The organism is Amycolatopsis sp. NPDC003731, assembly GCF_053586895.1.
On the sequence record NZ_JBSFNC010000030.1, the window covers coordinates 28,216 to 53,705 of the forward strand.

Sequence of the window (25,490 nt, forward strand, 5' to 3'; positions counted from 1 at the left end):
GGCGTCGCCGCCGGGCGTAGGGTCCGCCAGGACATCTCGGGGGAGACATTCAGGGGCGGGGATGGAGTTCCGGCTGCTCGGACCGGTCGAGGCCGCCGGCGAGACCGGTGCGGTGGCCTTGGGGGGCACGAAGATCCGCACGTTGCTGGCCGCGTTGCTGCTCGAGCCGGGGCGGGTCATCGCCGCGGACCGCCTCGTCGACATCATCTGGGACGACGAGCCGCCGCCCACCGCGCGGGCGCTGATCCAGACCTACGTGTCCACGCTGCGCCGGGCGCTCGGCGACGCCGGCCCGGAGATCGTCCGCACCGTGGCGCCGGGCTACCTGGCGCGGTTCGGCGCCGAGAGCCTCGACCGGCACCGCTTCGAGACCTTCACGGCGGAAGGACGTTCCGCCGCTGCGGACGGGCGGTACCGCGAGGCGTCGAACGCCTTCCGAGCCGCCGACGCGTTGTGGCGCGGGCCCGCGCTCGGCGGGGTGCGCAGCCGCATCCTGGCGGGCGAGGCCGCCCGCCTCGACGAGCAGCGGCTCGCGGTCATCGAAGCCCGCATCGCCGCCGACCTGGCCCTGGGCCGCACGGACGAACTGGTCGGCGAGCTCACCGTGCTGGTCGGGCAGCACCCGACCCGGGCGTCGCTGCGCGGCCAGCTCATGCTCGCCCTGTACCGCGCCGACCGGGCCGCCGACGCCCTCGCCGTCTTCCGGCAGGGCCGCGAGGTCCTCATCGACGAGCTGGGCATCGAACCGGGCGTGGAGCTGACCCGGCTGCACGAAGCCATCCTGCGGTCGGACCCGGACCTGCTCGGCCCGCCCGCCGAGCCGCCCGCCCGGCCCGTGCCGCCCGCTCGACCCGAGCCCGTCCCGCCGTCCCCCGCCGAACCGCGCGCGGCCGTGCCGAAACAGCTGCCGCCCGACGCGGCCGACTTCACCGGCCGGGACGACCTGGTCGGCGAGCTGACCGGGGTGCTGACCGGCGGCCGGAGCGGCCCGGCGATCGCGGCCCTGCTCGGCCCGGGCGGGGTCGGCAAGTCGGCGCTGGCCGTGCACGTGGCGCACCGGGTGTCCGCGGCCTACCCGGACGGGCAGCTGCACGTCGACCTGCGGGGCACCACCGGCACCCCGGCGTCACCGACCGAGGTGCTCGGCCGCTTCCTGCGGGCCCTGCAGCCCCACCGGACCGCGATCCCGGACGACCCGGACGAGCGCATGGACGCCTACCGCACCGCGCTGGCCGGCCACCGCGTGCTGATCGTCCTCGACGACGCCGCGAACGAGCAGCAGGTGCGTCCGCTGCTGCCCGGGTCCGGGACCTGCTCGGTCCTGCTGACCTCGCGCCACCGGCTGGGCGGCCTCGCCGGCGCGCACCTCGTCGAGGTCGGCCTGCTCTCCGCGGGGGAGGCGACCGCCCTGCTGTCCCGCATCGCCGGGGCCGACCGGATCGACGCCGCACCCGAGGCCGCGGCGGACATCGTGGCCTGCTGCGGCAACCTGCCGCTCGCGGTCCGGGTCGCGGGCGCGCGGCTGGCCACCCGCCGGCAGTGGACGGCACGCCTGCTCGCGACCAGGCTGACCGACGAGCGGCGCCGCCTCACCGAGCTGTGCGCCGGTGACCAGCAGATCCGCGCGAGCATCGAGCTGAGCGTCCGGAACCTGGAACCCGCCGCCCGGACCGCGTTGCGCCGGCTCGGGTACCTGGGGCTGGCCGACTTCCGGTCCTGGGTGGTGGCGGCCGCGCTCGACACCGACCTCGGCACGGCCGAGCAGGTCGTCGAGCACCTCGTCGACACGCACCTGGTCGACTACACCTTCGTCGACGACACCGGCCAGGTCCGCTACCGGCTGCACGACCTGGTCCGCATCTACGCGCGCGAGGAGGCCGAACGGCACGAGCCCCACGCCGACCTGGTGGCCTCGACCGCCCGCGTGGCCGGTGGCTGGACCGCGGTCCTCGACCGGCTGCGCAACCACATCGCCGACCACGTCACGTCCGGGGCGATTCCCCTGACGACGGCCGAAGCCGCCCCGGTCGACCCCGAGGTGCTGGGCACCGCGCTGACCGATCCCCGCGGCTGGCTCGACATCGAGCAGGCGTCGCTGGTGCTCGCCGTGGAGCGGGCGGCCGAGGCGGGCCTCGACGAGCCGGCCGTCGCGATCGCGTCGGTGCTCTGCTCGTCGAGCTATCCCCTCAACAGCGTCCTGGACCTGTGGGACCGCGCGCACGGCGCCGCGCTCGCCGCCGCCCGCGCGGCCGGCAACACCCGCGGCGAAGCGATCCTGCTGGCCCAGCTCGGCCAGCTCCGGTACGAGCAGGACCGCTTCGCCGACGCCCGCCGGTCCTTCACCGACGCCGTCGAGCGGTTCCGCGACCTGCAGGACCCGCGGGGGGAGGCAGGCGCGCTGACCGCGCTCGGGCTGGCCTGCCGCGACCAGGGCTACCTCCCCGAAGCGGGGCACTTCCTGGCCCAGGCGGCCGCGGTGTGCCGGAGCCTGGACGACGAGCGCGCGACCGGCCACTGCGAGCGGCTGACCGGCTCGGTGCACCTGGAACGCGGCGACTTCGCGGCCGCCGATCGCGCGCTGGCGGCGGCCTTGGCGGCCTACCGCCGGGCCGGCAGCGAACGCGGGGAAGCGCTGACGCTGCGCACGATCGGCCTGACCCACCTCGGCCGCGGCCGGCTCACCGAGGCCGAGGAGACGTTCACCCGCGCGCTGGCGCTGTTCCGCCGGCTCGGCGACCCCAAGCTGGTGTCGTTCTGCCTGCGCGGGCTGGCCAAGACCCACCTCCGGATGGGCCGCCTGGCCGAGGCCAGGCAACCACTGGAGACGGCGCTCGACGCCCACCGGGCGGAAGGGGACCGCTGGGGCGAGGCGATGGTCATGCGCACCCTCGGCGAGCTGGACCTGGCCGCCGGCCGGTTCGCCGAGGCGGGCGGCTGGCTCACCGGCGCGCTCGAGGCGTTCCGCGAACAGGAAGCGTTCCTGTTCGGCGCTCGCACCCTGCGCGACATCGCCCAGCTGGAGGAGGCCCGGGGCGACCACACCGCGGCGAAGGCCGCGCTGGCCGAGGCGATCGAGACGTTCCGCGCCTACGGGTCCCGCGAATACGGCGAGCTCACGGCGCTGTAATCCGATTCCAGGGTTTCTGCAGCCGGGTGGGCGACGGTGGGCCGGTGCCCCCAGAAGAAGTGCTGCTGTCCGACCCCCGCCTGGCCCGCATCCCGATCCGCGACAGCGGCGAGGAGCTCGTCGACGTCCGGACGTCGGCCCCGCTGCGGGTGGCGGGGACGGCGTACCTCCGTTACGGCCTGGTCGACCGCCTGGTGACGGCCCAGAGCCTCCTGCCCCGCGATGTCCGCCTGCTCATCGTCGCCGGCTACCGCCCGCCCGATCGGCCGTGCCCCGGCCCGGCGTGCGCCTGCCCGCCGGCCGAGTCCGCCGCCGCGCCGCACCCGACGGGTGGTGCCGTGGACCTCACACTGTCCGAAGTGGACGAAGTGGTGAAGCCGGTGCCGGCGTGTTGTGCGGATCCGGTCGGGCCGCCGCAGGGGCGGGTGGGGGAGTTGCTGGTGCCCGCGTTGGTGGCGGCGGGGTTGGTGAACTACCCGGCTCGGTGGTGGCACTGGTCGTACGGTGATCGGTTCTGGGCTTGGGTGAGCCAGGCGCCCCGGGCGCGTTATGGGCCGTTGCCGAGCGGCCCGTGAGCGGTCACGCGAGGAAGACGAAGACAGCTTCGAGCGTGTTCGAAACTCCCTCGCCGGGACGGCCGGCCCTGCCAGGCTGCGTCGGGCCGGTCCCATCACCGAGAAAAAGGGGGAGCAATGCTGGTGAAGAAGATCGCCTCGGCCGCGGGGGTCCTCGCCGCGGCGGGCGGGATCATGGTGTCGACGGCCGGGACGGGAGCTGCCGCGACCGCGGGCGGTGATGCGTCCTCGGGGCAGGTCGTGGCCGCGTTCGGGGTGACCGGGACGCTGCCCGGCTGCGCCGACTACGACCACTCCGGGCAGGACGCCTGGGTGATCAACAACTGCAGCTACGTCATCCACGCCAAGATCCTCTGGGCGTTCGCCTCGGACAGCCCGTGCACGAAACTCGAGGCGAACGGCGGCTGGATGACGTCGTGGCGGAGCGGCCTCGCCCGGTACGACGGCGCCGTTTCCTGCTGACCCCGTCCACCGGCCCCGCGCCGCTCTCCGGCGCGGGGCCGGCGCACGTGGTTCCCGGGTTCGAAGGCGGCCTCGTGCAGTGGTCCTTGATCCTTCCTTGAGCGCCGGTCCACACGCTGGCGGCCATCGGAAGCAGGACTTGTGCGACTGGGGAGCGAAGTGGGATTCGAGCGCGAACACCGCCCGGCGGAACCGGTGACCGAGGTGCTGCTGGCCGAGCAGTGGCCGCTGAACCGGGCCGAAACGAGACGGAAGCTGGAGCAGGACCCGGCGCTGCACGTGTCGGCGGAGGTCGAGTCGCTCGCCTCGCTCAGAGCCGTGGTGCGCGCGGTGTCGCCGTCGGCCGTCGTCCTCGCCGTCGACCTGCTCGGCCGAGCCGACGAAGCCACGCTGACCGACCTCGCCGTGCCGGTGCTGCTGATCGGCGACTCGGCGGACGGCGACCGCGTCGCCCGGCTGCTCTCGTCGCGCGTGCGGGGGTTCGTGTGCCGCTCGAGCGGCGCGCACGAAGTGGCGGCCGCCGTGCGCGAGGTGGCCGCCGGGCACGCCAGCCTGCCGCCCGCGGTCGCCGGGAAGCTGCTGGACACGCTCGTGCGCGACCGGCCGCGGCCGGCCGTGTTCGACCAGCTCACCCAGCGGGAACGGGACGTCCTGCAGTACATCTCGCAGGGGATGACGACGGCCGAGATCGCGGCCGCCATGGTCGTGCAGACCAGCACGATCAAGTCGCACATCTACCACCTGCTGCAGAAGCTGCGGGTCCGGGACCGCACGCAGGCGGTCGCGCTGGCCTACCGGTCGGGCATCGTGCACCTGCCCGTGCAACGGTTCGCCGACCAGGGGGACGCCCGGCTGACGTCGGCGTGAGAAAGCGTTTTCGATGGCCGGGCACCTCGGTGTCCGGCCATCTCATTCGTTTGGCGGAGAACGAGACAGGGGACATCTCAGACTGTCGGCTGAAGCGGCGCGTGACGGCTCTACCGTAGTTTTCATCGGAGTCGGCCGGAAAATCGTCACGAGGAGCATGATGCCCAGCCTGATCTCCGTCGAAGAATGCGAATCCCTCACCGTCAAGCAATTGCAGGGCCTTTACCGGGACCACGTGAGCCGGTCCCAGGTCTCGCTGCTGTCGACGTTCGGATTCGGGAAACGGCTCGTGGAAAGCGCGGACGGGGTGTGGATCACGACCCGGGACGGCGAGCGCATCCTCGACTTCACCGGCGCGGTCGGTGTCCTCAACCACGGCCACAACCACCCGCGCATCCTCGCGGCGAGAAAGCGGTTCCAGGACCTGCACCGGATGGAGGTGCACAAGGCGTTCTTTTCGCCGTATGTCGCCGCGCTCAGCCACAATGTCGCGCAGGTGCTGCCGGGTGATCTGAACATCTCCTACTTCCCCAATTCCGGGGCCGAGGCCAACGAAGGCGCGGTCAAACTCGCGTACAAGTACCACGAGGGCAAGCGGAACACGATCCTGCGCTCGGACATCAGCTTCCACGGCAAGCTGCTGGCCACCGGAAGCCTGACCGGCTCCCGGGAGAACAGTTTCGAGTTCCCCGGCATCCCGAACGTCTCCTACCCGTTCGGTGACGTCGAAGCCGTGCGCGAACTGGTGGCCACGCACCGCCGGGCCGACGGGACCTCCGACGTCTACGCGCTCCTCGTCGAGCCGTTCAGCGCGTCCACCATGCGGCACTGGAGCGAGGAAGCCCTGCGCGAACTGCGCGAGCTCTGCACCGCCGAAGACATCGTGCTGATCTTCGACGAGATCTACACCGGCTGGGGCAAGACCGGCAGCCTCTTCTATTTCATGCGCCACGAGGGCCTGGTGCCCGACATCCTCACCTACTCGAAGTCCTTCGGCGGCGGCAAGGCGTCGATCTCCGGCTACACCGTGCGCGAGCCGCTGTTCCGCCAGGCCTACGACCGGCTCGGCGACGTCATCCTGCACACCACCACCTACTACGGCTTCGGCGAAGAGACCGCGACCGCCATCGAGGCCGTCAACATCGTGGTGGAGGAGGACTTCCCGCGCCGGGCGCGGGAGATCGAAGCGGTGCTCGGCACCGGCCTGGAACGGCTGCAGAAGGAGTTCCCCGACACGATCACCCGGGTGACCGGCACCGGCTCGCTGTTCGGCGTCTTCCTCGACAACGGGCCCGCCATCCTCAGCATGGCCGCCCGGCTCGCGCCGTCCGGGTTCGCCAAGGACCCGAAGTTCCGCACGAAGCTCGTGACCAGCGCGGTGATCAGCGAGCTCTACCGCGAGCACGGGATCCTGACGTACTTCAGCCCCAACGGCGACACGCCGCTGGTGGTCGCGCCGTCGTTGGTGGTCGGCCGCGAGGAGATCGAGCTGTTCCTCGACGCGCTGGGCAAGACCCTCGCCAAGGGCCTGCCGCGGCTGCTCGGCAAGTTCGTCAAGGACCGCGTGAGGGCCCAGTGGTGACCCGGGTCCTGGTCACCGGCAGCAGCGGGATGCTGGGCGGCAACCTCGTCCGGCGGCTGCGGGCCGACGGCGCCGAGGTCGTCGGCCTGGACCTCAACCCGCCGCGGGAACCCCGGGCCGGGGTCACCGAGGTCCGCGGCGACATCCGCGATCCCGCGCTGCTCGACCGGACCGTCGCCGGCGTCGACGCCGTCGTGCACTGCGCGGCCGCGCTGCCCAGCTACCGCGACGACGAGATCCGCTCGGTCATCGTCGACGGCACCCGCAACGTGCTGCGGGCGAGCCGGGACCGCGCGGTGCCGCGGGTGGTGCACATCTCCTCGACCGCGGTCTACGGCCTGCCGGACGTCGTCCCGACCCCCGAGTCGTACCCGCGGCGCCCGGTCGATTCCTACAGCCGGGCCAAGGCGGCTGCCGAGGAGGTCTGCGAATCCTTCCGCGGCGACGGGCTGTGCGTGGCGATGCTGCGGCCCAAGACGTTCCTCGGGCCGGGCCGGATGGGCCTGTTCGCCATGCTCTTCGAGTGGGCCGCCGAAGGCCACAACTTCCCCGTCCTCGGCCGCGGCGACGTGCGGATCCAGATGTTCGGCGTCGACGACCTCGTCGACGCGGTCGTCACGACCCTCGGCGCGGATGCGGCGGTCGCCAACGACACCTACAACCTCGGCGCCGCCGACTTCGGCACGATCCGCGAGGACTTCCAGTGCGTGCTCGACGCGGCCGGCCACGGCAAGCGGGTCGTGTCGCTGCCGGCCCGGCCGGCGCTGGCCGTGCTCCGGACGCTGCAGCGGTACAAGATGTCGCCGGTCTACGGCCGGTTGCTGCACAAGCTGATGGCCGACTCCTACGTCAGCATCGACAAGGCCCGCGAGCACCTCGGGTTCGTCCCGCGGGTGTCCAACCGGCAGGCCATCCTGGACACCTACCGCTGGTGGTGCACCCAGCGCCGGCCGTCCCGCAAGCCGTCCGCCGACACCGGCCGCACCTCGCGCGACCCGTGGAACCAGGGCGCGCTGAGCCTGGTGAAGGCCCTGTTCTGACGTGCTCGCCACGCACGCCCACCCCGGACGGATCGACGGAGAACTCCCATGATCGAGCGGACCCCGCTGGTATCGGTGATCATCCCCAACTACAACTACGAACGCTCCCTGCGGCTCTGCCTGGCCGCGCTGGCCGAGCAGGCGTACCCGCGCCTGGAGGTGATCGTCGTCGACGACGGCAGCACCGACGACTCGGTCGCGGTGGCGCAGTCCTTCGGCGCCAAGGTGGTGCACACGCCGGTCAACATGGGCTGCGCCGGTGCCCGGAACGTCGGCGCGGAAGCCGCGACCGGGGAGGTGTTCTTCTTCCTCGACTCCGACGTCGGCCTCGCGCCGGACGCGGTCCTGAACGCGGTCACCCTGCTGCGGTCCGACGAGCGGATCGGCGCGGTGTGCGGCATCTACGACGCCGACCCGCTGATCGACGACGGCGCGGTCGAGCGCTACCGCAGCCTCCAGCTGCACTACGTCCAGGTCGCCTGCGAGGGCCCGATCTCCGGGATCTACCCGGCGATGATGGCCATGCGGGCCGAGGTGTTCGCCACGGTCGGGCCGTTCAACGCGAAGTTGCGGCACACCGAGGACGCCGACTACGGTGCCCGGCTGGGCCGGGACTACGAACTTCGGCTCACCTCCGCGGTGCGCGGCCGGCACGACCACGACGACAAGCTGAAGGTGCTGTTGAGCAAGGTGTTCACCCGGTCGCTGCTGCGGGTGCCGCTGTTCGCGGGCGGCCAGAAGCTCGGCAAGGGACCGGAGTCGCCCGCCCGCGCGGCCGGCAGCCTGGCCGCGCTGGGCGCGGTCCTGACCCTGCCGCTGCCGGTGCTCGCCGGACCACTGTGGACGGTCGTGCCGGCCGGCCTGCTGCTGGGGTCGATCGCCGCCGACGGGGCGATGTACCGGTTCGTCGCGCGCCGCCGCGGCCTCGGCTTCGGGCTCTTCTTCGTCGGCACCAACCTGGTCTCCAACGTCGCCATCGCGGCCGGGGTGCTGACCGGCGCGGCGCAGTGGGTGCTGTCCCCGCGGTTCCGGCGGATCTACGACGAGGCACCGGCATGACGGCCGAGACCCTGGAAGAGCCGGAACAGCCGCTCCCGCCGCGGCCGGCCCGGTGGTGCGCCGCGACCCGGGTGCTGGTCGGGCTCGCCGTGGCCTGGCTGCTGTTCACCGTGGCCTACGTGCTGTTCACCGGCGAGGGGTGGGTCTGGCTGCTGCCCGGCCTGCTGCCACCGCTCGCTTTCCTGGTCTGCCCGGCGCTGGTCGCGCTCGCCCTCGCGGTGCCGCGGCTGCTGCGGCGGCGGGTGCCGAAGACGGCGTTCCGGCTGGTGCTGGTGCTGGCCGTGGCCGCGCTGGTGGCCGGCGCGGGCCGCAGCGGGGTCAACGTGGCGGCGATCGGCGGCGGCGAAGACGCGGCGCCGGCCGGCGCCCCCACCGTCGTCGCCTGGAACACCGAGTACTGGGACCAGACCGACGACCCGGCCCGGTTCTACGCCTACCTGCACGCCCACCCCGCCGACGTCTACCTGCTGCAGGAATACGTCGACCAGGTCGGGACCGACGGCGCCCGGGACGCGGACGACCTGGCCCGGCTGCGCGCGGAGTTCCCCGGCTACCACATCGTGGCCCGGGGCGAGCTGCTGACGTTGTCGCGCTACCCGGTGCTCGCCCAGCCGCGGGTGGGCCCGGACCGCGGCCTGCCCGACGGGGCGTCCTACCCCGACGTGTTCGAGAGCGCGAAGGTGCTGCGGACCGACCTGCAGGTGGGTTCGTCGGTCCTGACCGTCTACAACGTGCACCTGCCGGTGCAGGTCGACGTCACCCGCAACCCGCTGAGCCACGGCTTCTACAGCTACGTCCACACGCGCGACGGCCTGCGCAAGGCCCAGCTGGCCGGGCTCGCCGAGGACGTCGCCGCGAACCCGAACCCGCTGCTCGTCGCGGGCGACTTCAACACCAGCCCGGCGATGGGCGACCTCGACGGCCTGCGGGACACCCTCGTGGACGCCGGCCGGGCGAGCTCGTCGCTCTACCCGGGCTCCTGGCCGGCGTCGGCGCCGCTGTGGCGGCTGGACTGGACGTTGACCACGCCGGGCGTACGCGTGCACGACTACCGGTTCGACGACCCGGCCGGGCTGTCGGACCACGACCTGCAGCGGACCCGGATCTCGCTGGCCGGTGGGCGGTGACCCGGCGCAAGGTCTTGGCTGTGGTGCGGGCCGGCCTCTACGTGGCGGTGCTCGGTTTCCTGGGGTACCAGCTGTTCACGCACCGCGGCGACGTCATCGGAGTCGTGACGTCGCTGGGCTGGGGCCGGTTCGCCGCCGCGCTCGCGATCGCGGCGGCGGGCGCGTGGCTGGGCATGGCGGGGTGGCGGGCGCTGCTCACGGCGTTCGGCTGCCGGCTGGCGACACCGGTCGCGGCGAAGGTGTACTTCGTCGCCGGGCTGGGCCGGTACCTGCCCGGGGGGTTGTGGCCCGCGGTCGCGCACGCCGATCTCGCGCGCAAGCTGCGTGAACCGCCCGGATTGCTGGCCAGCGCGTTCCTCGCGAGCGTGCTCGTGTCCACGGTCGCCGGCCTGGCGGTCGGCTTGGTGGCGGTGCCCGCGCTGGCCGCGGTCCAGCCGGTGTGGTGGGTGGTCGTGCCGGTGTTCGCGGGCGGCTTGCTGGTCATCGGCGCCCCGCAGCTGACCCGGCTGGCCGCCGCGATCGTCCGGCGCCGCACGGGAAAGACCGTGACGCTCCCGGGACCGCGCGCGGTCTTCGGCGCGCTGGGGCTGACGGCGGCCGGGTGGCTGCTCGCCGGGTTGCACCTGGTGGTGCTCACGCAGGGGCTGCCGGCGGGCGGGCTGCCCGGGGCGGCGGTGCTCGCCGGCGGGTTCGCGCTCGCGTCGGTCGCCGGCGTGCTGGTGGTCGTGCTGCCCGCCGGGCTCGGGGCGCGGGAGGCCGTACTCGGGCTGGCGCTGAACGCCGCGCTCGCCGGGCCGCCGACGTCCGCCGTCGTGGCGGTCGTCGCGATGAGCCGGCTCGTGGTGACCGCCGCGGACCTGCTCGCCGCCGGGGTCTCGGCGTTCGTGCGCCTTTCGCCCGCTTCCCCGGGTGTCGCACCGTCGGCGGCGGACTGACCCGGATGGCGGAATGCCGGCCCGGCATTCCGCCATCCGTATGCCCACCCCGTGACGCTCGGCACCGGCCGGTCGAATCCGCGTTGAATCGGGGCGCCCGCCACGAGATCCGCTCGGTGATTGGGTCGAATCCACCGGTTTTCCCTGTCTTCGGAGGATTCGCCAATTTCGATTAATCGTGTTTGGTGGGAGGTGGACGGTGTACAATACGGGTTCGGGGGTTGTTGACGGACGGGCGCTCCGGGGATGCGCTCCGAATGGGTCCGGCAATTCGGAAGGCAACTCTTCCGCATTCGATGTGAACAACATTTTCCTGCGAAGGAGAAAACATGGGGGACCGCACCACCATCACGATCCTGGGCAACTTGTCCATCCGGGGGCGACATCGCAGTGAAGCCGCGCCCAGCGCACCCAAAGAACGTGAAGTGATCGCCCTTCTGCTGTTCAACTACGGGCGCGTCGTCCCGGTGCACCAGCTGATCGACGAACTGTGGCCGGCCGAGCCGCCCCGGCGGGCGCGCACCGCGCTGCAGACCTACATCCTCAACCTGCGCCGCCGGCTCGCCGGCGAGCTGCACCTGCCGCCCGCCCACGTCCGCACCGAGGTGCTGGTGACGCGCAGCGAGGGATACCGGTTCCAGCTCGCGGACTGCTCCTTCGACCTCCACGAATACCTCGGCCTGGCCGCCGCGGGCGAGCGCGCCGCGGCCGGCGGTGACGACGAGCGGGCCGTCGAACTGCTGCGGCGGGCGGAAAAGCTGTGGACCGGCCCGGTGCTGCCGGAGATCGACCACGGGCTGCCGCTCAGATCGGAGATCACCCGGCTGGAGCAACGCCGGGTGGCCGCCCGGGAACTGCGGATCGAAAGCGAGCTGCGCCTGGGCCGGCACCGGGAGCTGGTCAGTGAACTGTCGATGCTCGTGCACCAGCACCCGTACCACGAACGCTTCCACGAGTACCTGATGTTCTCGCTGCACCGCGTGGACCGCCGGGTGGAAGCGCTGGAGGTCTTCGAGCGCCTGCGGCACGCGCTGCGCGGGGAACTGGGCCTGGAGCCGTCCGAGCGGGTCCAGAACCTCCGCCGGGGCATCCTCGGTTCGGACGAGGTGGCGCTCGCGCTCACCTGATCGGCACCCGGTCGTGAGTGGCGAAGCGGGTCAGAACCCGCTTTGCCACTCACGACCGGTTTCGGCGTCAGGCGGCTTCGTCCCGCCGGCCGTCGGTCGTCTTGGCGAGCAGGAGGAGAACCGCCGTGGCCACCGCGAGATCGATGGTGAGCCCGACGACGTCGATCTTCGGCAGCGCGCCGAACCTGCCCTTGCTCCGCAGTGCTGCCGGTACTGCGGATTCCCGGTCGTCGTTCATGGTCGGACCTCCCGTTTCGCCGTGGCCGGAAATGACGTTACGCGGCTGCGCCGCCCATTGTCCTCAGGCGAAAAACGGGGATTTCCGGCGGCTTTTCTCAGACCAAAGACTGAGTTTTGCGGAAAAGCACGATCAGATGAGTCCCCGGTCGCGGGCGTACACGGCCGCCTGGGTGCGGTCGCGCAGGCCGAGCCGGCCGAGGATGCGGGAGATGTGGTTCTTCACCGTGCCCTCGCTGAGGAACAGCCGGGCCGCGATCTCGCGGTTCGTCGCCCCGGTCGCGACCATGCGCAGCACCTCCGTCTCGCGGCCGGTCAGGACCTCCGGCGGCGCCGGGTGCCCGGACAGCGCCGCGGCGACGTGGCGGGCGGCCGCGCGATCGAGCTGGGTGACGCCGGCGTGGGCCAGCCGGACCGATTCGGCAAGCTCCGCGGCCGGGAGGTCCTTCAGCAGGTAGCCGGCCGCGCCGGCCCGCAGCGCCTGTACGACGTATGCCTCGTCGTCGAACGTCGTCAGCATCACCACCCGGCAGTCCGGGGCGCGGCGGCGCAGCACGGCGACCGCGTCGACGCCGTCCATCTCCGGCATGCGCACGTCCATCAGCACCACGTCCGGGCCGAGCGCCAGGGTCCGCTCGATCGCCTCCCGGCCGGTCGCCGCCGTGCCGACCACCGAGATCCCCGGCTGGATGTCCAACAGGGAGGCGATGCCCTCGCGGACCAGCCGCTGGTCGTCGACCACGAGCACCCGCACGCTCACGGCACGACCACCGTGACCCGGGTGCCGCGGCCCGGCTCGCTGTCCACCGTCACGGTGCCACCCACGAGCGCGGCGCGTTCCCGCAGGCCGAGCAGCCCGAACCCGGACCGGGGCGCGGCGGGGTCGAAGCCGCGGCCGTCGTCGGTGACGACCAGGCTGGTGGCGGCGCCGAAGGTCACCGAGACCCGGATCCGGCCGGTACGCCCGTGCCGCCGGGCGTTGGTGACCGCCTCCTGCGCGGCCCGGAAGAGCGTGGTCACGGTCGCCGGGTCGAGGCCGGGTTCCTCGCCGTGCACGTCGAGTGCCACGCCCAGCTCGGTGAGCGCGCTGACCAGGGACCGCCCGCCGGACCGCAGCGTGCCGACCGAGGTCCGGACGTCCTCGAGCGCGTGCCCCACCGAGCGGCGCGCGTCGGCCAGCGCCCGCTCGGCGACGTCCGGGTCCCGGCCGGCGAACGCGGCCGCCTTCTCCAGCTGGATGGAGACGGCGGTCAGGTGGTGGCCGAGGCTGTCGTGGATGTCGCGGGCCAGCCGGTTGCGTTCGGCCGCGGCGGAAAGCTCGGCGACCCGCGCCGCGGCCCGCCGCTCCCGGACCGCGACGTCGGCCATCGCCAGGGCCAGCACCAGGCCCACGGAGAACATGAGCACGTCGGACACGGCGTCGATGTCGGTGTACCAGCCGGGCACCCACAGCGCGAACCCGGCGGCGAGCACCCCGAGGCAGAGCCCGCCGAGCACGAGCCCGGCGGTGCGCCCGAACGTCAGGTACGCGGCGAACGGCACCAGCACGAACAGCACCCGCGACAGCCCCGACTCGTCGAGCGCGGCGACCGCGACGAACAGCACCAGCCGCGCGACGAGGAAGGCGGCGGGCCCGCGGGCCACCCGTCGCTCGACGGCGTCCAGCGCAAACAGGGCCCCGATCCCGGCGACGAAGCCGGCGAGCCGGAGCCCGTTCGCGGCGCTGAGGCCGGCGAGGACGTAGTACAGCCCGGCCAGCAGCACGATCCCGTACACGGCACCGGAAACCCACGGCACGATCCGCGTCATCACCCGAGCCTACGGCCGTTCGCCGCCTCCGGGGCCCGATCCGGCCGAACGGCACGTGCCGGGTGGCCACCCGGTCACCGGTCGTCCGGCACTTCCGCCGGGCCGGGCGCGGTTCCTACCGTTCACGCAAAACGCCTACGTCCCAAGGAGAATCCCCATGCTGACCAGACTGGGTGCCTGGTGCGGCGTGCTCGCCGGCCTCGCCATCGCCGTCCCCGGCGCGATCGAGGCGTTCGCCGGCGAGAGCGCGCCGACGAGCATCGTGCTCGGCCTGTCCCCGGCGTTCGCCGTCCCCCTGCTCACCGCGCTCCACCTGCGGCAGGCCGCCGCGGCCGGCCCGTTCGGCGCGGTGGCCTACACGGTGAACGCCGTCGGCCTCGGCCTGTTCGGCGGCGCGGCGTTCACGCTGAACCTGACGCTGTTCTTCCTCGGCGAGCAACCGCTCCACGGCCCGACGATGGTCGCTCTGCTGGGCAGTGCGCTGGTCTTCGCCACGGGCACGGTCCTGTTCGGGGTGGCCATGCTGCGCGCCGGGACCCACCCGCGCGTCCCGGCGGTGGGGTACGTCGTCGCCCTGCCCGTGCTGGCGATCGCGGCGCGGCTGCCGGACACCCCGCTCACCAGCGTCGTCCACGTCGTGGCCGGCGGGTCGCTGGTGTGGCTGTCGGTGAGCTGCCTCGAGTCTCTCCGGGAGCCGGGTGTCCCGACGGCCGTGGTGCGGGAGCGCTAGGAGGTCGTCGGCGGTCCGTGCGCCAGGTGGTCAGCACGTGATCTGCTTGCCGTCCGCGATCTGGAGGCGGAGGGCGCCGAGGCCCCGGGAAATGTGGCTGCGGACGGTTCCGGTCGCGCACCCGAGCACCTCGGCGATCTCTTGGTCGTCGAGGTCTTCGTAGAAGCGCAGGACGATCGCGGCCCGCTGCGACCGGGAGAGGGCGGCCAGCAGCCGGGCGAGCCGGTCGGCGTCGGCGATGCGGTCCGCGTGGTCGGGCGTGGCCGCGTCCTCGTACCCCGTGACGTCCGCGGTGGTCCGGACCGAGCGCTGGTACCAGCGGCGCCGCCACGAGAGGTAGCCGTTGACGACCATTTTCCGCAGGTACAGCTTCGGCCGGTCGGTCGCCGCCACCCGGCGCCACTGCTGGTGCGCGCGCACCAGCGCGTCCTGCACCACGTCCTGCGCCAGCTCGCGGTCGCCGGTCAGGACGGCCGCGAACCGCACCAGGTCGGGCAGCTCCTCGCGCGCGAACTCTTCGAAGTGCACACCCACTCAGACGCCGGGACCCCGGCGGGCTGTTGCGCCGCCGCGGGAAATTCCCGGCGACCGGGCGCCCGCCTCCGGGATCCGCGAGCCACCGCAACAGTTCGCCGGAGCAGCGGCGTCTTGAGGGTGTGCAGTTCGAAGGGTTTTCCCGTGGCGACGTCCCGGGGCAGAGGAGAGAGCGATGACCGACCTCGACGCGTTGCGCCGCACCTTGCGCGCACAGGAATCCCTGGCGCCCGATCCGGAGGCCGTCTTCGCGGGGGCCACCAGGCGGCTCCGGCGTCGCCGCATCGCCGGCGTCGCCGCGGTGACGCTCGCCGTGGCCGCGCTCGGCGTGGGCGCCGTCGCGGTGCTGGGCCAGGGGGCCACGACGGTACCGCCGGCGTCGCGCCTGAATGCCCCGCCCGCCGAACCGGTCCTGCCGACCGCGCCGGCCGTGAGCCTCGAGGACAGCTCCTGGGGCCTGTTGTTCTGGGCCATCCAGCCGCACTTCGGGACCGTGCACTACGGGCAGGCGCACCGGTACGCATTCCAGATCGAGGTCCGCGAGGGCACCGCGCCGAGCAGCGCGCTGAAGGCGAAGCCGTCGGACGCCGGCCAGATTTCGCACCCGCAGGGCGTGATGTGGCAGGACGGACCCGGTCGCTGGATCCGGGTGACGACCACGAAGCCGGTGACGGCTGCGGACATGCTGGCCCTGCTGGGCAAGATCCGCACCACGCCGCCGGTGATCGACTCCCCGTTGAAGTCGCTGCAGATCCCCGCGGGGCAGAAGGTCGCGACGTTCACCAGCGAGGCCGAGACCAACACCCTGGTGCTCTGCCCCGACCTCGAAAAGAAGCTGGCCCCGCTCGACCCCGGCTGCTTCTCCCTGACCGTGTCGCTGACCAGCAGAGCCGCGCAAAGCCCGCCCTTCCCCGATGACCCGCTTCCGGAGCGGCAGTTCCGGGCGCTCGGGGCGTACACGATCGAAGTCGACAGTGCGCACGCCCAGAAGCAGGCCGCATCGGCCCTGGTGAACTCCGTGCTGCTCAAGCGGTAGCACGAGCGCGCCCGCCGGTCGGCTGGAGAGCGCCGGCCGACCGGCGGGCAGTTCGGGCCGGGACACCGGTGTCGGCGGGTGGGCATCCTCGCCGAGCATGGACGGCGAGGGAAGGAGTTCCGATGGATCACCAAGACCGCGAGCTGTTCCAGGGCCTGAACGACGCGTTCGGCGGCCACGAAGCCGCGGCGGGCGAGGGCCACCACGGCGGCGCGGAGGACGCCGGCGCCACCATCAAGGTCACCTTCGACCGCGCCGACCCGATGTACTGGACCGGCACGGTCCGACCCGGCGAACCCGGGTCCGGGCTGCGCCGTCCGGTCGGTGACCCGGCGGCCGGTCTGCGCTACCGTCGGGGGACCGCGGACACCGGGGGGGGAATCATGCGCCGATGGGTTGTTTCCGTCGCTTGCGCCGTGCTGCTGGTCGCCGGCACCGGTATCGCCGCCGCGGCGGCCGACCCGCGGCAGGCCGCGCTGGATGCGGCCGTGCGCGCCGGGAACGTGGGGATGATCGCGGTCGCCGCGGATCCGGCCGGGCGGTGGCGCGGGCGGGCCGGGGTCGCCGACGTCGTCACCGGCGCGAAGCCGGACACCGGCGGGCGGTTCCGCATCGGGAGCGTGTCCAAGACGTTCACGGCGACGCTCGTGCTGAAGCTCGCCGCGAAGGGCCGGCTGGGGCTGGACGAGCCGATCGGGAAGTACCTGCCCGGCCTGCTGCCCTACCCGGAGCCGATCACCGTGCGGCAGCTGCTGCAGCACACCGGTGGCGTGCCGCGGGACCTGGCGCCGCCGTACACCTGGACGACCCTCGAAGAGGTGGACACCGAACGGTTCGTGCACTTCGGCGAGGTCGAGGCGATCCACGACAGCACGGTGCAGCCGCTGGTGTTCCCGCCGGGCACCGGCTGGTCGTACTCGAACACCGGCTACAACGTGCTGGCCCTGCTGGTGGAGAAGCTCACCGGCCGCCGGTTCGAGCAGGTGCTCGCCGACTGGATCACCGGGCCGTTGCACCTCACGGACACGTTCCTGCCCCGGGACTTCCCGCTGGTGCCCCGCCCGGCGATCCGCGGCTACGAGCAGCTCTACCCGGCGCCGCGCGGGCTGACGGACGTCACGGTCTACAACCTCAGCCGCTACTTCGGGGCCGGCAACATCATTTCGAGCGCGGCGGACCTGAACCGCTTCTTCGACGCGTTGCTCGGCGGCTCGCTGCTGCCGGCCGAGCTGCTGGCGCAGATGAAGACCACGGTTCCCTGGCCGGGCGAAGGCGGCCTGGTCGACTACGGGCTCGGGCTGATGCGGATTTCGCTGGCCGCGATCTGCGGTCCCGGCGCACCCGCGGTGTGGGGCCACGGCGGCGACGTGCCCGGGTACAACACGTGGAGCATGAGCGACGAGGCGGGCACCCGGGGCATCACGGTGGCCTCCAGCCCGGACCTGACGGCTTCCCCCGACGCGGCGGCCGGCCGGATCCTGGCGATGGTAACGGAATTCTGCACGCCCGCCGGGCCCGACGCCCGGGCACGCGCCGCTCGGCTCCAGGCCGCGATGCGCTGACGAGTCCGATCTCAAGCACGGTCTTCGTGCCGGTGACGGTCGGGGCGGTCAAAGATTCACCGTGACCGGGTGGTTTCCGGGATGATCTTCGCGCCAACTTGGGTCCTGCTCAAACCGGTGTCGTTGCGCACCCGACTGGACACACCCGATCCGCCGGCAACGGATCCGGAACGGACGGAGACCTCTTCCGGCCGTGACCGGCGTCCCTGCGCCATTCGGCTGAACATCGCGGGGTGCCGCTACCGAGTCGTGGGTCCAGGCGACATCCTCCGCGAGGACGCCCGGCGCGCGGGTGGACCCGACCGGCCCGGAGCGAGACGGTGGATCTTCCCGAACACGGCGAACCGGCGGACGCCGAGCTGTTCCCGCTGGGTACCGGCCGGGACGCTCTCCGGGCGAAGCTGGTCGAGCGCCACCTGGAGCGGGTGGTCGACCGGGGGTTGGACCGCCCCGAGATCAGCGCGTCGATCCGGCGGGGCGGAATCGATCGCGCGGCGGTCCGGGAAAGGGTGCTGAAGAAGCCGGAGGAACTGCTCGGTCCGGCCGAGCCGGTGCTGGCCCGGCTGGTGGCGGCGCACTCCGGCGGGGCGGGTGAGCCGGGCATCGGACCGGCCGCCGAATCCGCCCGTGGACTCGTGGTGGCTCTTCTGCGGGAAGTGTCCCGGCATCCGGTGGCCGGTGCCGTCGCGGTTTTCGTGGTGCTCTCGGTGATCTGGGATCGGGTTTCGAAAACCTGGTCGGAAGACGGCAAAGGGGCGACCGCGACGCTCGCCATGGCGCTTTCGGTGGGCGTGTACTTCGGGGTGAAGGCGCTGGGGCAGGGGATCGAGGCCGCGGCGGACCGGAACCACCGGCTCGACACCGCGCGGCTGACGGCCGTGTGGGAGCAAGTGCTGCTCGACGACGGCGTCCTGCCTGTGGTGCGCGCGCTGGTCAACGATCTGCTGCCGCCGCCGTTGCGCGTCGTGCTCGATGTCACCCATGCGCCGGACCTGGCCAGGCCCGCCGACGCGACGAAGACCGTGCCGACCAGCTCGGTCCGCCGGTTCCAGGCGGTGGCCCGGCGGATGAGCGGCGGCGCCATCGGGATCGCGGGGCCGCGAGGCGTCGGCAAGAGCACGTTGATCACGCACGAGGTGGCCAACGACCCGGCTCCGGTCAAGCTCGTGGTCAGTGCGCCGGTGCAGTACCAGCCGCGGGATTTCGTCCTGCACCTGTACGCCGGCCTGTGCGGTGCCGTCATCGATCTGGTGCGTCCCGCGGCGACGGTGGCCGCGCTGCGGGCGGCGCGACGGCGGGTCGTCGTCTCGGCCGGCGTGCTCGCCGCGGTCGCGGTGGTGGGTGCCGGGCTCGCGTGGTGGGTACGGCCCGGCGCCGTCACGTCGCCGGGCACGCTGGTCGAGGCCTTCGGCACCGATCAGGTTTCGGTGATCGTCGTGGCGTCCGCGGTGTTCATCGCGATCGCCGCGCTCGTCGTGATCGCCGTGCGCGTCGCGGCGCTGAGGTGGACGCGGAAACGACTGCTGGGCACCGTGAGCCACGCGCACCTGCTGACGGCGGTCGGGCTGCCCGCCCGAGAGCGTCTGGCCCGGATCCGGTTCCTCCAGACCACGACCACCGGGTGGTCCGGCAAGCTCTCGCTGCCGGCGAACGTGGAGGCGGGCTGGACGCGCACGGTCCAGTCGGCCGACCGCGCCCTGACCTACCCGGAGATCGTCGCCGAACTGCGGGAGTTCCTCGCGTCCGTGGTGTCGGCCTTTCGAGCGAGCGGAGCCGACGGGGCCGTCCTCATCGCGGTCGACGAACTCGACAAGATCGAGTCGGCGGAGCTGGCGCAGCAGTTCCTCAACGAGATCAAGGGCGTGTTCGGCGTCGACGGAACCCGTTTCCTCGTCTCGGTTTCCGATGACGCGCTGGCCGCCTACGAACGCCGGGGTACCGCCGTCCGCGACGCGTTCGACAGCGCCTTCGACGAAATCGTCCGCGTCGAGCACCTCAAGCTCGCCGACACCAAGGCGCTGCTGCGCAGCCGGGTGATCGGGGTGTCGGAACCCTTCCTGGGCCTGGTCCACTGCCTGTCCGGCGGCCTGGCCCGTGACGTCATCCGCGTCGCCCGTTCGATGATCGCCCTCGGCGACGAGAACGACCCGCCCGGTCTCGACGCGGTGTGCGCGGCCCTGGTCGCGGAAGACCTCCGCCGGATGACGCACGGGTTCCAGATCGCGGCCGGCCGGGTCCCCGACACCGCCGACACGACCCACTACCTGCGGGTGATCCGTTCGCTGAAGGTCGACCCGAGGGGACTGCTGCTGGCCGCCCGGGACCTCGAAGCCATCGCCGGCGGCACGACGAGCGCGGAGTTGTCCGCTCTCGCCAGGCAGAGCGCCGCCTTCGCCTACCACGACGCCACCCTGCTCGAACTGTCCATCGCCGACCTGGAGATCCCGGGGGAGCCCGAACGCCTGGAATTGCTGGCCGACGCCCGCCAGGCCCTGAGCGCACACCCGCAGCTCGCCATCGTCGTGATCGACGACTTCCGCACGGCACGGGGGCTTCCGCTGCTGGACGGATGAGTGCGGCAGGGACAGCCGGCGAGCCGGCCTACGGTTTCGCGCGGCCCTGCCGGACGTCGCGCTCGACGCTCACGGAGGAGGGGGCGAACCGCCGCGCGGCGGCGAGGACGTCCGACCACTGCCGGCACTGGCCGAGGCCGGTCAGCCCCTTCCGGGTGGGGGTCCCGGGCAGGACGACGTTCCCGCGGAGCCCGAGCACGACGGTCGGGGACCCGGGCGCCTCCCGGGCGAGCGTCACGCGTTCGATCTGCGGCCACGCCACCTCGTGCCGCGTGCCGTCGCCGGCCACGGCCAGTCCGGCCGGGCCGATCTCCAGCCGGGTCCACGGGGAGGCCGGGCGTCGCGCTCCGTCGTACAGGATCCGGAGCACTTGGAAGGCGGACGCGAGGGCGCCGATGGAGAGCGCGCCGCCGAAGAAGGTGGCGACCACGATCTCGAAGATCCCCGGGTCGCCGTTGCGGGAGGGATCGGTGAAGGCAATCCAGGCGAGAACGGCCGTGACGACGAAGGTGCCGCCGGGGACGAGCGCTTTGGGCCAGGCGGCCGGGCCGGGCGGATCGAAGGAGAAGGTCCGCGGGACCCCGCCGGGCGACGGCGGGGCGGCCACGGGTCGCTCCTGACGTGGGGCAGCCGGGACCGGCTCGAGCCAAGGCGCGGCGGGCGCGGGTCGGTGGAACGTGGTTTCGGCCTCGGCCTGCGCGGCCGGCTCAGGCGCTGGCTGGCGAGGCGCTGGTTCAGCTTGGCGCGCGGGGCTTGCCGGCGCCACGGCCTCGGCTCGCGCGGCTGGTGTCGGTTCGGGTTGGCGGGCGGTGGTTTCGGGCTCGGCTCGCGCGGCTGGTGTCGGTTCGGGTTGGCGGGCGGTGGTTTCGGGCTCGGTTTGTGCGGCTGGTGTTGGTTCGGGTTGGTGGGCGGTGGTTTCGGGCTTGGCTTGTGCGGCTGGTGTCGGTTCGGGTTGGCGGGCGGTGGTTTCGGGCTCGGTCTGCGCGGCCGGTGTCGGTTCCGGCTCGGGCGGGCGAGGTGCGGGTTCGGCTCGGCGCGCGGGGCTTGGCGGCGCCGCGGCCTTCACTCCCGCGGCCGGCTCCGGCCGGCGAGGCGCAGGCGCACCTCCGGGAGCCGGCGGTACCGCAGGCTCCACCCCAGGCCGTGAAGCCGGAACCGATCCACCCCGCCGCACGGGGCCGCGGACCAAAGCGATGTCGGACGCGTAGTCGGTCACCCGGCGCCGGGGACGGGGCAGGCCGAGGCCGGCCAGCTCCTCGTCCGTGTGGCGGTAGATGCCGTCCATGGTCAGCGGCACCGGGGCGGCCAGCGCGTTCAGCAGCGCGCCGGTGAAGGCCGTGTACCTGGCTCCGCGAGGGGCGTGCGACGGTTGGTTCGACGCCGATGAGGCCAGGGTGTAGCCGCCGGTGATGGTGAGCTGGCCGGCCACCAGACCGCCCGGTGCGGCCATCGCCTCGGCCGCCTGACCGGAAAAACAGCAGTCCACCACCAGGATCCGGGCCTTGGCCCGCGACCGCCCGATTTCGCGCTGGAGCAGGGTGATCGGGATGGCCGTCCAGCCGGGTTGGTTCGCGTCGGTGCTGCGCAGCGCCAGGTGCAGCAGCCCGTCGTCGTCGAGCACGCCGTGGCCGGAGTAGTACACCAGCAGCAGGTCGGCCGCCTGCGTGTTGCCCTCGGTGAGGGCCGCTCCCACGGCGGCCTTGGTCGCGTCGTCCCCGAGCACGCGGCAGCCGCTCGCGGCCACCGAACCGAGCGCCGGGTCGGTGAGCGCCGCGCGCAGGCCGTCGAGGTTGGCGGGCACGGCGGGAATCGGCGGCAGCTCGGCCGACTCGTACCGGCTGACGCCGATCAGCACCGCCCGCGACGCGGCCGCGTCTGGGAACCAGGGCTCGTCCACGCGGTCCCTCAGCGAAGATCGGTCCGGTCCGCGGAGAAGGCTTCCTTGGCTTCGCGGATGACGGCCTCGGGGTCACGGGCCCGGCGGGCGTCCACCGTGATCTCCCGGGTCTCGGTGCCGGTGGTGGTGGTCATGGTGACCGTCACGTCGGAGCGCGACTGGGTCAGCCACGTGCTCACCGACCGGGAGATCGCGTGGACCAGCACCGCCGCGGCCCCGCCGGACCCCAGCGCCACGGTGAGCACGTCCGCCACCCCGCCCATCTCCCCGGGCGCGACCGGCCGGTTCCGCAGCGCCACCCGGCCGCGCAGGTCGTCCTCGCGGCCCAGCCAGCGGTGCAGGGCGCGCAGCCGCGTCTCGGAGTCCTCGCCGGTGATGCGCAACCTCAGTTCGGTGTCGTCGGGCATACCGGTAATCGTGCCAGGCCCGGCACCCGCGCGGGAGCGGTTTGCCTCAGGCCGGTGCGCAGGTCAACGCCGGCGGGGGTGCCGCACCGGTCGCCTGGAACCCGAAGGTGGTGCTGCCGCCCGCCCCGATCCGGCCGTTCCAGCCCGCGTCGGCGGCGACCACCTTCGCGGCGGTCTGCCTCAGGGTGGTGTTCCACGAGTTGGTGACCTGCTGGTCGCCGGACCAGGTCCAGCCGACCCGCCAGCCGGTGATCGGCGTGCGGCGGTGGTTGGTGACCGTCACCGTCGCGACGTGCCCGGTGCTCCAGCCACCGTTGACCTGCAGGCTCGCCGAGCACCCGGCCGCCGGCAGGACCAGCAGCGTGATGGAGTTCGCCGGGTAGGTCGCGTCGACGTGGCCGTCGCTCACCGGGAGGTCGCCGCCGCGCACTATGGCGTTGAGGTTCGCCGGGCTGTAGGTGAACCGTTGTGCCGCACCGGCGTTGTCGAACCCGGCCACCGACAGCGGCGAAGTCAGGTCGCCACCGGTCTTGTTGACGACCATGACGGTCAGCGCCTGGTCGGAGGACCGCTGTGCCGCGTACACCGCCAGCTGACCCTGATCGGCGGCCGTCGCCGAGACGCTGACGTCGCCGAACCGGCTGCCCGCGCCGTCGTAGTTGCGGTACATGCGGAACGCGTACGCGCCCGGGTCGGTCGGCTTGGGTTCGCCCCACATCGTGGCGAGGTCGAGGCCCTCCCGGCCGAAGACGCCGAGGATGTCGGCCTCGGCCAGGGCGCCGTTGATGTCGTCCAGTGCGCCCCAGTTGTACTCGGTGATGGCGGTCTTGGTGCCGGGGTTGTACTGCGCGATCCACTGTTTCATCGTGCGGATGAACTGCAGCGGGGGAGCGTTGACGCCGCTCGGGCCGATCCAGGACTCCTCGACGTAGGTCGGGTCCCACAGCGACCGGATGGACCGCAGCCGCAGCGCGTTGGCCTCGGGCGTCTTGTCGCCGCTGATCTGCGGGTAGAAGTGCTGGTCGAAGTAGTCGAGATAACGCTTGCCGCCGTGGGCGTCGCTGTAGTCCTTCATGTTCTTCAGGTACCACTGGGACAGGTTGAGCCCGCCGTGCGCGGCCGAGTCGGCGCCCGGCCCGCAACCGTCCACTCCGGACGCGACCCATTCGCAGTAGCCCCAGCCGGACGGGCCGAGGACGGCCGCGCTCGGATCGGCGGCCTTGATCGCCGCGGCGGCCGCGGTGCCCTTGCCGCCGAGCTCGTCGTTCGACACCGGCTCGGGGTGCACGTCGCGGTGCGTGCTGGACCAGAGCACGGGTTCGTTGTCGAGTTCGTAGATCGGGACGCCACCCTGGGCCGCCGTGCCGAACTGCGACACCAGGTGCGACACCATTTCGCCGTCGAAGGCCGCGTCCACGGGGATCGAGGTGTCGGCAGGCACCCCGGTCAGGTTCTGCTGGTCGAGCTTTCCGTTGCCGCAGTTGGGGTCCCACTGGTCGAAGCTGTCCTGCTGCGGGAACCGGGTCGCCGGGAACCCGCAGGCGAACGGGTGGGCCGACGGCGAGTCCTTGGCCACCCAGCCGCTCAGGGGCACGGCGACGACCGGCTTGATGCCGCGGCCGAGATTGGCGCCGACCATGCCCTCGACGGAGTGCTCCTGGTCGGCGACGATGTTCTCGAAGTACCAGTCGCTGCCGGTGTTGTAGGTGCGGTTCTTGAAGTTGTAGCGGGTGGTGGCGTTGCCGCCCCAGCGCGCGACCGTCTGGCCGATCTCGGCGTTGAACGCCGGATCGCCGCCGTTGAGGCCGTAGATGTCGGGGCTGATCGGATGCCGGGCGGCGGACACGTCGACCGACAGGCCGAGCTCGGCGGCGGAGGCCGGTGGTGCGGCGATGGCCGGTACGGCCAGCAAAGCGGCCAGGACACCGCCGCTCGCCCTTCCGGGCCCGAGGTGACGTCGTCGTCGAACGCCCATGGGGAAACTCCTGCCGCCGGGTGTGGGAGCGCTCCCATACGGTACCGGCCGCGCCGCCGTCGTCAATGCGACGATCGGTGGTCATTCCCGTTGTCAGGACTCGAAAAGGTCGAATCGCCGGCCTGGGTGACCAACGCGGTCAGCAAGCGCGGCAGCACCTCGGTGAGGTACCGGTTGTCGGCCGTGCTCGGCAGCTCGTCGAGGATGGCCCGTTCGAGCATCGTCTCGTACAGCCGGACCATGGTGACGACGGCGTTGTGGGGCTCGACGGTCAGCCGCAGGCCCAGCCGGCCGAGCAGGTCGAGCAGGATCTCGGCGAGCGCGTCGTGGAACCGGCGCTCGGCGGCCGCGGTCGGAGCCCGCAGGTCGGGCCGGCGCAGGGCCTGGGCGCGGAATTCGACGTTGAGCAGGTACCACGTCTCGTCCGCGGTCAGCGACTCCGTGAACAGCACGCTCGCGTCCTGCAGCACGCGCGTGACCACGTCGGGCGCCGCCGGATCGGCGGTCGCGGCGGCCTCGGCGACCGCGGCGCGCAGCCGCTCGGTGCGCTCCTGCATCTGCACCTCGTAGACCGCCAGGAACAGCTCCTCCTTGCTGGCGAAGTTGGAGTAGAAGGCACCGCGGGTGAAGCCCGCGCGGTCGCAGATCAGCTCGACCGGAGCGTCCCGGATCCCCAGTTCGGTGAAGACGTCGTAGGCCGCCTCGATGACCCGCCGCCGGGTCTCCGCGCGCCGGCGCGTCATGCCCTTGGGGCTCCCGAGGCTCGTCCCGCTGGTCGTCATGCGGTCACCTTACTTTCCCCGGTGCACTCGGAGGAGTGACGCGATGC

General features: G+C 72.7%; 22 protein-coding genes. 14 read left to right on the plus strand and 8 right to left on the minus strand.

Features of this window, described 5'->3' with window-relative positions; translation table 11 throughout:
• Positions 1-61 precede the first annotated feature (61 nt).
• From ACWDN5_RS15450 to ACWDN5_RS15495, 10 genes are all read left to right on the plus strand, one after another.
• Positions 62-3,127 (plus strand): AfsR/SARP family transcriptional regulator, encoded by a 3,066-nt coding sequence (locus ACWDN5_RS15450; RefSeq protein WP_449676751.1) that lies wholly within the window; start codon positions 62-64, stop codon positions 3,125-3,127.
• Between the two features lie 44 nt (positions 3,128-3,171).
• Entirely contained in the window at positions 3,172-3,702 is a 531-nt protein-coding gene (locus ACWDN5_RS15455) for a M15 family metallopeptidase domain-containing protein (protein ID WP_310972651.1), read from the plus strand.
• A gap of 117 nt (positions 3,703-3,819) precedes the next feature.
• Positions 3,820-4,164: a hypothetical protein gene (locus tag ACWDN5_RS15460; RefSeq protein ID WP_310972652.1), complete on the plus strand. Its 345-nt coding sequence runs from the start codon at positions 3,820-3,822 to the stop codon at positions 4,162-4,164.
• A 159-nt stretch (positions 4,165-4,323) separates the two neighbouring features.
• Positions 4,324-5,031, plus strand: a complete 708-nt coding sequence (locus ACWDN5_RS15465; protein WP_449676752.1) for a response regulator transcription factor — start codon at positions 4,324-4,326, stop codon at positions 5,029-5,031.
• Positions 5,032-5,191: 160 nt separating this feature from the next.
• A complete protein-coding gene (locus ACWDN5_RS15470; RefSeq protein ID WP_449676753.1) occupies positions 5,192-6,613 on the plus strand; it encodes an aspartate aminotransferase family protein in 1,422 nt (473 codons plus the stop codon).
• Positions 6,610-7,653, plus strand: coding sequence for an NAD-dependent epimerase/dehydratase family protein (locus tag ACWDN5_RS15475; protein ID WP_310972655.1), 1,044 nt, complete (start codon positions 6,610-6,612; stop codon positions 7,651-7,653). Before ACWDN5_RS15470 ends, ACWDN5_RS15475 begins: the two co-directional genes overlap by 4 nt.
• Before the next feature lie 48 nt (positions 7,654-7,701).
• Positions 7,702-8,712 (plus strand): glycosyltransferase family 2 protein, encoded by a 1,011-nt coding sequence (locus ACWDN5_RS15480; protein ID WP_310972656.1) that lies wholly within the window; start codon positions 7,702-7,704, stop codon positions 8,710-8,712.
• The gene (locus ACWDN5_RS15485) at positions 8,709-9,839 is read left to right on the plus strand and encodes an endonuclease/exonuclease/phosphatase family protein (RefSeq protein ID WP_310972657.1); all 1,131 of its coding nucleotides are present in this window, start codon (positions 8,709-8,711) and stop codon (positions 9,837-9,839) included. The genes ACWDN5_RS15480 and ACWDN5_RS15485 overlap by 4 nt, the downstream gene beginning before the upstream one ends.
• Positions 9,836-10,774: a hypothetical protein gene (locus ACWDN5_RS15490; RefSeq protein WP_449676754.1), complete on the plus strand. Its 939-nt coding sequence runs from the start codon at positions 9,836-9,838 to the stop codon at positions 10,772-10,774. Before ACWDN5_RS15485 ends, ACWDN5_RS15490 begins: the two co-directional genes overlap by 4 nt.
• Before the next feature lie 329 nt (positions 10,775-11,103).
• Complete coding sequence (locus tag ACWDN5_RS15495; protein WP_449676755.1) at positions 11,104-11,901, plus strand: AfsR/SARP family transcriptional regulator; 798 nt, start codon at positions 11,104-11,106, stop codon at positions 11,899-11,901.
• A gap of 67 nt (positions 11,902-11,968) precedes the next feature.
• On the opposite strand, the gene ACWDN5_RS15500 is transcribed toward ACWDN5_RS15495, so the two are convergent.
• From ACWDN5_RS15500 to ACWDN5_RS15510, 3 genes are all read right to left on the minus strand, one after another.
• Positions 11,969-12,139 carry a hypothetical protein gene (locus ACWDN5_RS15500; protein ID WP_449676756.1) on the minus strand — a complete coding sequence of 57 codons (171 nt, stop codon included), beginning with the start codon at positions 12,137-12,139 and terminating at the stop codon, positions 11,969-11,971.
• A 132-nt stretch (positions 12,140-12,271) separates the two neighbouring features.
• On the minus strand, positions 12,272-12,898 hold the full coding sequence (locus ACWDN5_RS15505; RefSeq protein ID WP_449676757.1) for a response regulator: 627 nt from the start codon (positions 12,896-12,898) through the stop codon (positions 12,272-12,274).
• A complete protein-coding gene (locus ACWDN5_RS15510) occupies positions 12,895-13,947 on the minus strand; it encodes a sensor histidine kinase (protein ID WP_449676758.1) in 1,053 nt (350 codons plus the stop codon). The genes ACWDN5_RS15505 and ACWDN5_RS15510 overlap by 4 nt, the downstream gene beginning before the upstream one ends.
• Positions 13,948-14,104: 157 nt before the next feature.
• Between ACWDN5_RS15510 and ACWDN5_RS15515 the strand changes: the two genes are divergently transcribed.
• Complete coding sequence (locus tag ACWDN5_RS15515) at positions 14,105-14,677, plus strand: hypothetical protein (RefSeq protein ID WP_449676759.1); 573 nt, start codon at positions 14,105-14,107, stop codon at positions 14,675-14,677.
• Between the two features lie 30 nt (positions 14,678-14,707).
• Here ACWDN5_RS15515 and ACWDN5_RS15520 read toward each other — a convergent pair whose 3' ends face one another.
• Positions 14,708-15,205: a SigE family RNA polymerase sigma factor gene (locus ACWDN5_RS15520; protein WP_449676786.1), complete on the minus strand. Its 498-nt coding sequence runs from the start codon at positions 15,203-15,205 to the stop codon at positions 14,708-14,710.
• Between the two features lie 181 nt (positions 15,206-15,386).
• Between ACWDN5_RS15520 and ACWDN5_RS15525 the strand changes: the two genes are divergently transcribed.
• The 3 genes from ACWDN5_RS15525 to ACWDN5_RS15535 all read left to right on the plus strand — a co-directional run bounded on the left by ACWDN5_RS15525 (position 15,387) and on the right by ACWDN5_RS15535 (position 20,382).
• Positions 15,387-16,247 (plus strand): hypothetical protein, encoded by an 861-nt coding sequence (locus tag ACWDN5_RS15525; protein ID WP_449676760.1) that lies wholly within the window; start codon positions 15,387-15,389, stop codon positions 16,245-16,247.
• Positions 16,248-16,630: 383 nt separating this feature from the next.
• Positions 16,631-17,809, plus strand: a complete 1,179-nt coding sequence (locus ACWDN5_RS15530) for a serine hydrolase domain-containing protein (protein ID WP_449676787.1) — start codon at positions 16,631-16,633, stop codon at positions 17,807-17,809.
• A 320-nt stretch (positions 17,810-18,129) separates the two neighbouring features.
• Entirely contained in the window at positions 18,130-20,382 is a 2,253-nt protein-coding gene (locus tag ACWDN5_RS15535) for a hypothetical protein (protein WP_449676761.1), read from the plus strand.
• Positions 20,383-20,410: 28 nt separating this feature from the next.
• Here the strand turns inward: ACWDN5_RS15535 and ACWDN5_RS15540 are convergent, their stop codons facing one another.
• The 4 genes from ACWDN5_RS15540 to ACWDN5_RS15555 form a co-directional block, all read right to left on the minus strand.
• Positions 20,411-22,279 (minus strand): caspase, EACC1-associated type, encoded by a 1,869-nt coding sequence (locus ACWDN5_RS15540; RefSeq protein WP_449676762.1) that lies wholly within the window; start codon positions 22,277-22,279, stop codon positions 20,411-20,413.
• An 8-nt stretch (positions 22,280-22,287) separates the two neighbouring features.
• Positions 22,288-22,686 carry an effector-associated constant component EACC1 gene (locus ACWDN5_RS15545; RefSeq protein WP_310976808.1) on the minus strand — a complete coding sequence of 133 codons (399 nt, stop codon included), beginning with the start codon at positions 22,684-22,686 and terminating at the stop codon, positions 22,288-22,290.
• A gap of 46 nt (positions 22,687-22,732) precedes the next feature.
• The gene (locus tag ACWDN5_RS15550; protein ID WP_449676764.1) at positions 22,733-24,661 is read right to left on the minus strand and encodes a glycoside hydrolase family 44 protein; all 1,929 of its coding nucleotides are present in this window, start codon (positions 24,659-24,661) and stop codon (positions 22,733-22,735) included.
• A 62-nt stretch (positions 24,662-24,723) separates the two neighbouring features.
• Positions 24,724-25,443 (minus strand): TetR/AcrR family transcriptional regulator, encoded by a 720-nt coding sequence (locus ACWDN5_RS15555; protein ID WP_310976806.1) that lies wholly within the window; start codon positions 25,441-25,443, stop codon positions 24,724-24,726.
• Positions 25,444-25,490 lie beyond the last annotated feature (47 nt).

Excerpts from the sequence above, each read along its gene's own strand:
- ACWDN5_RS15450 (WP_449676751.1), top strand. The coding sequence starts at position 62 with ATGGAGTTCCGGCTGCTCGGACCGGTCGAGGCCGCCGGCGAGACCGGT.
- ACWDN5_RS15460 (WP_310972652.1), top strand. The coding sequence starts at position 3,820 with ATGCTGGTGAAGAAGATCGCCTCGGCCGCGGGGGTCCTCGCCGCGGCG.
- ACWDN5_RS15470 (WP_449676753.1), top strand. The coding sequence starts at position 5,192 with ATGCCCAGCCTGATCTCCGTCGAAGAATGCGAATCCCTCACCGTCAAG.
- ACWDN5_RS15480 (WP_310972656.1), top strand. The coding sequence starts at position 7,702 with ATGATCGAGCGGACCCCGCTGGTATCGGTGATCATCCCCAACTACAAC.
- ACWDN5_RS15485 (WP_310972657.1), top strand. The coding sequence starts at position 8,709 with ATGACGGCCGAGACCCTGGAAGAGCCGGAACAGCCGCTCCCGCCGCGG.
- ACWDN5_RS15495 (WP_449676755.1), top strand. The coding sequence starts at position 11,104 with ATGGGGGACCGCACCACCATCACGATCCTGGGCAACTTGTCCATCCGG.
- ACWDN5_RS15500 (WP_449676756.1), bottom strand. The coding sequence starts at position 12,139 with ATGAACGACGACCGGGAATCCGCAGTACCGGCAGCACTGCGGAGCAAG.
- ACWDN5_RS15510 (WP_449676758.1), bottom strand. The coding sequence starts at position 13,947 with ATGACGCGGATCGTGCCGTGGGTTTCCGGTGCCGTGTACGGGATCGTG.
- ACWDN5_RS15515 (WP_449676759.1), top strand. The coding sequence starts at position 14,105 with ATGCTGACCAGACTGGGTGCCTGGTGCGGCGTGCTCGCCGGCCTCGCC.
- ACWDN5_RS15525 (WP_449676760.1), top strand. The coding sequence starts at position 15,387 with ATGACCGACCTCGACGCGTTGCGCCGCACCTTGCGCGCACAGGAATCC.
- ACWDN5_RS15530 (WP_449676787.1), top strand. The coding sequence starts at position 16,631 with ATGCGCCGATGGGTTGTTTCCGTCGCTTGCGCCGTGCTGCTGGTCGCC.
- ACWDN5_RS15545 (WP_310976808.1), bottom strand. The coding sequence starts at position 22,686 with ATGCCCGACGACACCGAACTGAGGTTGCGCATCACCGGCGAGGACTCC.
- ACWDN5_RS15550 (WP_449676764.1), bottom strand. The coding sequence starts at position 24,661 with ATGGGCGTTCGACGACGACGTCACCTCGGGCCCGGAAGGGCGAGCGGC.
- ACWDN5_RS15555 (WP_310976806.1), bottom strand. The coding sequence starts at position 25,443 with ATGACGACCAGCGGGACGAGCCTCGGGAGCCCCAAGGGCATGACGCGC.